The organism is Cognatundibacterium curvum (assembly GCF_014284235.1).
Classification (GTDB): domain Bacteria; phylum Pseudomonadota; class Gammaproteobacteria; order Burkholderiales; family Burkholderiaceae_D; genus Undibacterium; species Undibacterium curvum.
This window is the reverse complement of record NZ_JACOGD010000014.1, coordinates 39,034-46,957: the sequence shown is the minus strand read 5'-3', so window position 1 is coordinate 46,957 and position 7,924 is coordinate 39,034. Positions and strand designations below refer to the sequence as shown.

The following is a 7,924-nucleotide window of genomic DNA, read 5'->3' as shown; positions in this document are numbered from 1 at the left end:
GATTTCAACGAGCTTGGTGCCCAGGCCATTGGCCAGTGCGTACACCAATACCGCGTGAAATGCCACTACCAGCCCTATGCCCAGGAACTTCTTACCCGGCTCTTGCTGGCGATCTGAAAAATCCATTAGTACTCCTCCAAAACCACAAGGTCAACTATCTGACACAAGTCAAAACTTCTCACACAAAAAAAGATTATAAGTGCTGCAGCCAGCTTCTAAATCGAAAGCTACAAAAACCACTTAACAACTTACTGGCAACGAGGAATTCAAAATTAAACACAATGCCAAAAACCATTGAGCACATAAAATTTTGTTCACTGTGTCACTTTCTCACAAAACCTCGCAGTATTCACCTATCCGCAAAAAATATGCCCCGCGGAGGCAGCAACTGCCTTCCTCCGCGTGCGATAGGAAACCATGTGAATGAAATTGAGCAAGCAACGTGCCAGGGGGATGAAAATCAAACAGCAAAAAGACGTAAGAAAATGTAAATAAAGTTACATATTGCCGACGATTTGTAAATTAATGCTCCAAAATTTTCAGACCGCGCATAGAAACATTTCTGCACTGCACCTGTCAATAGACTAATCGCTCAGTTTCCCGAAAAAACAACAGCGCGCATTTTGCCAAAAAAAAACTGGAAAAGGAAACGCATATTTTTGTGCTTTGCAGCAATTTTTTGGTGCAAAAATAATGCCCTCTGACAGCTTAAGTCAGAAATTCGCTGAAACCGCACTCGAACTGAATAAAATTTCATTTCAGCTGCATCTTAAGCCGTCAAAATCGCAAAAATTGCGTAAATCAAAAACAAGTGTTTTACGCATGACAGCAATTCTTTTTGAAAATCAAGATACTTTCCGTATTTTCACCACAGTTACAAAAAAAGCCTTGCACTCAATTTGTGCAGACTTCTTCCTTTAGCCTGTTTTTTTTATTCTATCCATAGTACGGAACTTGCTATAAGGTGACGACGCTTGGATTTCATCCCAGCCCTGATCAGTGTGATATCTAATAAAAACAATAAGCCGTGGCGTCACTCATCCGCATCACACTGTATTTGTTTTGACGTAATTGCCGGAGACCAGTGCATGGAATTGACTTACTTTCGCCATAAAATAACTCAAACACTAAAATACGGAGCTGGCACAGCCCTGCTCTGCAGTTTCTTGCTGCCATCAAGCGCATGGGCTGACAACAGTCAGTCCAGCTTTGCTGATCCTGACAAAGTACTGAGAACTATCTTCCCTGTCGCTGAAACCGGCTTTGATCCGGCTGCAGCCAGAGACTTGTATTCCAATGCAATTGTTGAAGCCGTATTCGAACGCCTGTATAGCTATGACTACATGGCGAGCCCGGCCAAAATTATTCCGGAAGCCGCCGATGGCTTACCGCAGATTTCTGAGGATGGAAAAACCTACACCATACGTCTCAAGAAAGGCATTGTCTTCACACCCGATCCTGCGTTCGGGGGCAAGAAACGAGAATTAACGGCACAGGATTTTGTCTACTCCTGGATGCGATTGATGGATCCCAAAATCGCATCTTCTCACCGCTGGCTGTTAGAAGGAAAAATTCTGGGGCTGGACGATCTGCACACCCAGGCCAGGAAAAGCGGCAACTTTAACTACGACGCACGGATAGCGGGCCTGGAGACGCCGGACCGCTATACCCTGCGCATCCACCTGACCCGACCCGACTTTAATCTGCCCATGATTTTGACGTATGCAGCGACCTCTGCTGTGGCACGCGAGGTGGTGGAAAAATACCGCGACCTGCAAGGTCAGGTGATGGCTAATCCGGTCGGCAGCGGCCCGTTCAAACTGGTGGAGTGGGTACGCGGCTCCAAGATGGTATTAGATGCCAATCCCGATTACCGCCCGGTGTACTGGAATTTCGCCGCCAATCAGTCTGCAGAAGATCAGCGTATCGCCAAAGCCATGCAGGGTAAGCGCCTGCCTCAGATAGGCCGTGTGATCGTGAATGTGATATTGGAAGATCAGTCACGCCTGCTGGCATTTCAAAAAGATGAAACCGATTTATTCCAACTGTATGGCGGCCTCGCTCCACAGGTGCTAAAAGATGGAAAACTCAAACCGGAATTTCAGAATAAAGGCGTGCAGTTATCGCGCATCGTAGATCCCGAACTCGCCATTTACTATTGGAATATGCAAGACCCGGTGTTTGGTGGACTCAGCAAAGAAAAAATCGCACTGCGACGGGCGATCTCAATGGCGCACAGAGTTGAGGATGAAATCCGTATCGTCGATAACGGTGAAGCGATTCCACTGCAATACCCAATTCCGCCCGGCGTGGTCGGCCATGATCCGCAATATCGCAGCATAATTCAATACAATCCAGCTGCTGCCAATGCCTTACTGGATAAATTTGGCTACAAAAAAGGGAAAGATGGTTACCGTACCCTGCCCGATGGTAAGCCGCTGGAAATTGTGCATACCGCGCAAACTGAATCACGCGGACATTTGCAAGCTGAAGTCTGGAAAAAAACCTATGACAGCATAGGCATACGGATGAAAGCAGAATTCCGGCCATTTGCCGAAATCCTCAAAGCCGAAAAACAATGTCAGCTAACTCAGAGGATATCACCCTGGATAGCAGATTATCCGGATGGCGATAATTTTATGCAGCTGTTTTACGGCAAAAACATCCATCTGAATAATAATGGCTGCGTCGCGATTCCTGAATATGATGCGCTGTATGAACAATCGCAAAAACTGCCCGCCGGTCCTGAGCGTGACCGCCTGTATCACAAGATGGCCCGTATCATGGAAGTGTATTCTGCCCAACGCTTAGGCTTTGCGCGTTACCGCAATATGCTGGCTCAGGAAAGAGTGACCGGCTATCGCAAACATCCGGTGATGCGTACCGAATGGCTGTATATCGATATCGACAAAAACAAAGCTCGTGTCTCACCATGATGCAACGCTAATTCACCAATCGGCTCCGTTTTTTGTATAAGCCCAACCCACACTGGAACAGATATGATCGCTTATATTGTGCGCAGACTCTGGCAGATGCTACCTACTTTGCTGGGTGTCATCCTGCTGGTTTTTTTCCTCTTTAACTGGGTAGGCGGCGATCCGGCCTATATCCTGGCTGGCAAAATGTCGAGTCAGGAACAGATCGCCAATATCCGCACCCAGTTGGGTATTGATCAGCCTTACTATGTACAGCTGTGGATATTCATCAAGCAAATCCTGACTTTCAATTTCGGACATAGCTGGAGTACCGGCGAAGCCGTCTCTTCGATTATCGGCAGTCGTCTGGGGCCATCGCTGACAGTGCTGATCCCGCTGACTATCATAGAAACCCTGATCGCGATTGCGCTGGCACTGGTGATTGCATTCCGGCGCGGCTCGCTGACTGACCGTGCGGTGATGATCGCCTGTACCGTCGGTATGTCAGTCAGTATTCTGGTCTACATCATCGTCGGTCAATATGTGTTTGCATATCAGCTCAGTCTGTTCCCGGTACAGGGCTGGGGCAATAGCTTCGCTGAAAACCTGTTCCGTTATTCCGCCCTGCCTATCCTGATCGCGCTGGCAGTGGGTGTCGCCCCGAATCTGCGTCTGTTCCGCACCTTTATTCTGGATGAAGTGAATCAGGATTATGTACGTACTGCGCGCGCCAAAGGCCTGTCTGAAGCCAGAGTCAAATGGGTGCATGTTTTACGCAATGCCGCGATCCCTATCATCACCCATGTGATGTCCAACCTGCCTGCGCTGCTGATCGGTGCATTTCTGATCGAAAGATTTTTTTCCATACCAGGCATAGGACGCGAAGTCATCCTCGCGGTGGAACGCAGCGACTTCCCTGTGATTAAAGCAATCACGGTCTATGTCGCCGCTGCCACCATGGCATTTAATCTCTTAGCTGACCTGATGTATCAGGCAGTCGATCCACGTGTTCAATTGAAATGAGTCAGCTCATGATGAATCAAGTCAACTCACCCGGACTGTGGGCGCTGGCGTGGCGCCGCCTGAAAGCAGACACAGTCGCCATGATCTCGCTCGCGGTCGTCAGTCTGTTTATGCTGTTATTGCTGCTGTCTTACAGCGGGCTGATTGCGGCTGACTGGGATACTGAGGCTGGTGTCAGCTACGCGCCACCCAGCTTTCTGCATACAGCGGGCCAGCCATCCGGTCAGCCGCTTAGCAAGCCAGAAGCAGCACCTGTCGTCACCGACAATCCACTGGACCCGCTGCGCGATGTGATACGTGAATTGAACCAGAACCAGGGTAACAAAGACGCAGCAGCGACCAGCAGTCAGCCAGTAAATATTGATGGCAGCGAAGTGGTCGATCCTATCGCTCAGGAGCTGGCTGAGATTCAGGCTGAACTCGCAAAAAAACAGCAGGCACAAATACAGGAGCGCGCTGACAGCCTGCCTTTCGGTGCTGATAAGTGGGGCCACGACATCATCAAAAAAACCATTAAAGGCGCGGAAACGTCGATTTTAGTTGGCATTGTTGCCGCCTTGCTCGCGACGCTGCTCGGTACACTGTTCGGTGCCACCGCCGGTTATTTCGGCGGACGGGTCGATGATTTCTTTAACTGGTTCTACAGTATATTCACATCTATCCCCTATTTGCTGCTGATACTGTCAGTCGCGGCAGTGTTACAGCAAAAAGGCGTGGGCACCATCATACTGATCTTAGCGCTGACTGGCTGGACTGGTCCTTTCCGCCTGATACGCGCCGAGTACATGAAGCATAAGGCCAGAGAATATGTGTGGGCCGCCGATGCGATCGGCGCCTCCCATCTGCGCAAGATGTTTATTCATATTTTCCCGAATATCAGCCATGTGGCGCTGGTTCAGGTCTCAATACTGGTGGTGGGATTTATCAAATCGGAAGTGATCCTGAGTTTCCTCGGCTTTGGGGTACCGGTAGGAACGGTGTCCTGGGGCAGTATGCTCAATGAAGCGCAAAATGAACTGATACTTGGCAAATGGTGGCAACTGACTGCAGCTACTGCGGCCATGGCGCTGCTGGTCACTGCATTCTCATTATTTACCGATGCGCTGCGCGATGCGCTCGACCCGAAACTGAAATAAGGACAGACCATGACGACAATTTCATCTTCGGTCACGAACACCAGCGCAGCGCCACTGCTGCAAGTCGACAATCTGCGCGTGTCTTTCCGCGTCAATAAAAAGGACAGCGTAGAGACCGTCAAAGGCATCTCGTTTCAAATTCCGCACAATGCCACAGTCGCGCTGGTCGGTGAATCCGGCAGCGGCAAATCAGTCAGCTCACTTGCGATTATGGGTTTGCTGCCAGCGGATACCTCGTCCATCACCAATGACAGCCGCATCCTGTTTGCGGGAAAAAATTTGCTGGAATTAGATCGCGAGCAGCGCCGCCAATTATGCGGCAAAGAGATATCCATGATCTTCCAGGAGCCAATGACTTCGCTCAATCCTGTGTTTTCCGTGGGATTCCAGATCGCAGAAGTACTGCGCCTGCATAAGGGCATGGATGCGGCCCAGGCCAGATTGCGCACGCTGGCCTTGCTGGAAGAAGTCGGCATACCTGATCCGGCACGCAAAATAGATGCCTATCCCAGTCAGTTGTCTGGCGGTCAGCAGCAACGCGTGATGATTGCGATGGCGATTGCCTGCGAACCTAAATTACTGATTGCTGATGAACCGACCACCGCGCTCGATGTCACCATACAAAAGCAGATTATCGACCTGATCAATGCACTGCGTATCAAGCATCAGATGTCGGTACTGTTCATCACGCATGACCTGGCATTAGTGGGTGAAATTGCGGATCATGTGATCGTGATGCGGCATGGTGAAATCCGCGAAACCGGTACAGTGCGTCAGATTTTTGATGCGCCTCAGGATAGCTATACGCAGGCGCTGCTGCATTGCCGCCCTAGCCTGAATACACGTCCGTGGCGGCTGCCTGTGATTGCCGATTTCATGCAGCATGCAGGCCATTTACCGGAGCAAAAACAACGTAGCCGTGGTCTGGACGGGCAGGAAGACATCGTGCTGGATGTGCGTAATCTGAGCAAAAGTTTTTATACCCGCGAAGGCTTATTTGGTAAAAAAGAGTTCAAGGCGGTTGATCAGGTCAGCTTCCGTCTCGCACGCGGCAAAACGCTCGGGGTAGTCGGTGAATCCGGTTCAGGCAAAACCACAGTCGGCCTGACACTGATGCGCATCCATCAGGCCAGCAGCGGTCAGGCCTTGTTTGATGGCGAAGATATTCTGGCGCTGTCCAACAAAGCCTTCCTGCCCTATAAACGACGCATACAAATCATTTTCCAAAATCCGTATGCCTCGCTCAATCCGCGCTTTACCATAGGCCAAATTCTGATGGAGCCTATGCATATCCATCAGATCGGAGCCAATGAACAGGAGCGCATACGGCTGGCTTGCCAGTTGCTGGATAAAGTTGGTTTGCCACAGACTGCGTTTTACCGCTATCCGCACGAGTTTTCCGGCGGCCAGCGGCAAAGGATAGCGATTGCACGCTGCCTGAGTATGAAGCCGGAAGTGCTGATCTGTGACGAATCGGTATCGGCGCTGGATGTATCAGTGCAGGCGCAGGTGCTGAACCTGCTGCAGGATTTACAAGATGAATTTGGCCTGTCCTATATCTTTATCTCGCATGATCTGGCGGTGGTGAAATACATCGCCGATCAGGTCATGGTCATGCATCACGGTAAAGTGGTGGAGCTGGCGAATTCGGATACCTTGTATCACGCTCCGCAACAAGCCTATACCCGCAGCCTGCTGAACGCGATACCACGCGGCCTGCAGCCGCAGGAGCGCCAGGCATAGGCTTAGCTTCAGCAAAGGCACGGTGCGCTATCTCAACAGACCATAAAACAGACGACCGTGCCTTTTTAAGCCAGGTTAAGCCGGATCACACGCAGCACAAACAGAAAATTTGCCCGAATCCCGCTTAGCACTTACAATTCCGACCTGTTGCCGCGGCGCGGCCTTATCCGCCACCGCATTTCAGTCCCCTGAAAAGGGAGGCTGAGCAAATCATGAATAACACCATCCCAGTATTCATGCGGCTTTTCAGGCATTTTCGTGCGCTAAGCCGCATCAATACTGGGATACAATCTGGAGTCAACATGGCATTTCTGCAAGGCAAAAAAATTCTGATCACCGGTTTGCTGTCTAACCGTTCCATCGCTTACGGTATTGCACAAGCCTGCAAACGCGAAGGCGCGGAACTGGCTTTCACCTATGTCGGTGAGCGTTTCAAAGACAGAATTACAGACTTCGCTGCAGAATTTGACAGCAAGCTGGTATTCGATTGCGACGTCGCCAGCGATGAACAAATCGAAGCAGTATTCAAAGATCTGGGCCAACAATGGGACCAGCTCGATGGTCTGGTTCACGCGATTGGCTTTGCACCACGTGAAGCGATTGCCGGTGAATTCCTCGACGGTTTCTCACGTGAAGCCTTCCGCATTGCGCACGATATTTCCGCTTACAGCTTCCCGGCAATGGCAAAAGCTGCGCTGCCTATGCTGCGTCAGGATTCCGCTTTGCTGACCCTGTCCTATCTGGGCGCTATCCGTGCTATCCCACACTACAACACTATGGGTATGGCGAAAGCCGCACTGGAAGCTTCGGTCCGTTATCTGGCCGAAGATCTGGGCAAAAAAGGCATACGCGTCAACGGCATTTCCGCTGGTCCGATCAAAACTCTGGCTGCCTCCGGCATTAAAGATTTCGGCAAACTGCTGGGCTTCGTTGCGGATCATGCACCACTGCGCCGCAACGTGACGATAGAAGACGTAGGCAATACTGCGGCCTTCCTGCTGTCCAACCTGGCGAATGGTATTACCGGCGAAATCACCTATGTTGATGGCGGTTTCTCACACGTGATGGGTCTGAACGCTGACACTTACGATCGCTGATACAGCGTCA

The 7,924-nt window shown here is 50.6% G+C and carries 6 protein-coding genes; all 6 read left to right on the top strand.

Translation table 11 applies throughout. The features are described 5' to 3' along the window. Positions 1-693: 693 nt before the first annotated feature. The 6 genes from H8K43_RS18440 to fabI all read left to right on the top strand — a co-directional run bounded on the left by H8K43_RS18440 (position 694) and on the right by fabI (position 7,914). The gene (locus tag H8K43_RS18440; RefSeq protein WP_186905212.1) at positions 694-921 is read left to right on the top strand and encodes a hypothetical protein; all 228 of its coding nucleotides are present in this window, start codon (positions 694-696) and stop codon (positions 919-921) included. A gap of 245 nt (positions 922-1,166) precedes the next feature. Continuing rightward, positions 1,167-2,936: an ABC transporter substrate-binding protein gene (locus H8K43_RS18435; RefSeq protein ID WP_230404116.1), complete on the top strand. Its 1,770-nt coding sequence runs from the start codon at positions 1,167-1,169 to the stop codon at positions 2,934-2,936. 63 nt (positions 2,937-2,999) lie between these two features. After that, a complete protein-coding gene (locus H8K43_RS18430; RefSeq protein ID WP_162021841.1) occupies positions 3,000-3,938 on the top strand; it encodes an ABC transporter permease in 939 nt (312 codons plus the stop codon). A gap of 8 nt (positions 3,939-3,946) precedes the next feature. Then, positions 3,947-5,074, top strand: coding sequence for an ABC transporter permease (locus tag H8K43_RS18425; protein WP_186905210.1), 1,128 nt, complete (start codon positions 3,947-3,949; stop codon positions 5,072-5,074). Positions 5,075-5,083: 9 nt separating this feature from the next. Next, positions 5,084-6,817: an ABC transporter ATP-binding protein gene (locus H8K43_RS18420; protein ID WP_186905209.1), complete on the top strand. Its 1,734-nt coding sequence runs from the start codon at positions 5,084-5,086 to the stop codon at positions 6,815-6,817. Between the two features lie 302 nt (positions 6,818-7,119). After that, positions 7,120-7,914, top strand: coding sequence for an enoyl-ACP reductase FabI (gene fabI, locus H8K43_RS18415; protein ID WP_186905208.1), 795 nt, complete (start codon positions 7,120-7,122; stop codon positions 7,912-7,914). The last annotated feature ends 10 nt before the right edge of the window (positions 7,915-7,924 follow it).

Excerpts from the sequence above, each read along its gene's own strand:
- H8K43_RS18420 (WP_186905209.1), top strand. The coding sequence starts at position 5,084 with ATGACGACAATTTCATCTTCGGTCACGAACACCAGCGCAGCGCCACTG.
- H8K43_RS18440 (WP_186905212.1), top strand. The coding sequence starts at position 694 with ATGCCCTCTGACAGCTTAAGTCAGAAATTCGCTGAAACCGCACTCGAA.
- fabI (WP_186905208.1), top strand. The coding sequence starts at position 7,120 with ATGGCATTTCTGCAAGGCAAAAAAATTCTGATCACCGGTTTGCTGTCT.
- H8K43_RS18430 (WP_162021841.1), top strand. The coding sequence starts at position 3,000 with ATGATCGCTTATATTGTGCGCAGACTCTGGCAGATGCTACCTACTTTG.
- H8K43_RS18425 (WP_186905210.1), top strand. The coding sequence starts at position 3,947 with ATGATGAATCAAGTCAACTCACCCGGACTGTGGGCGCTGGCGTGGCGC.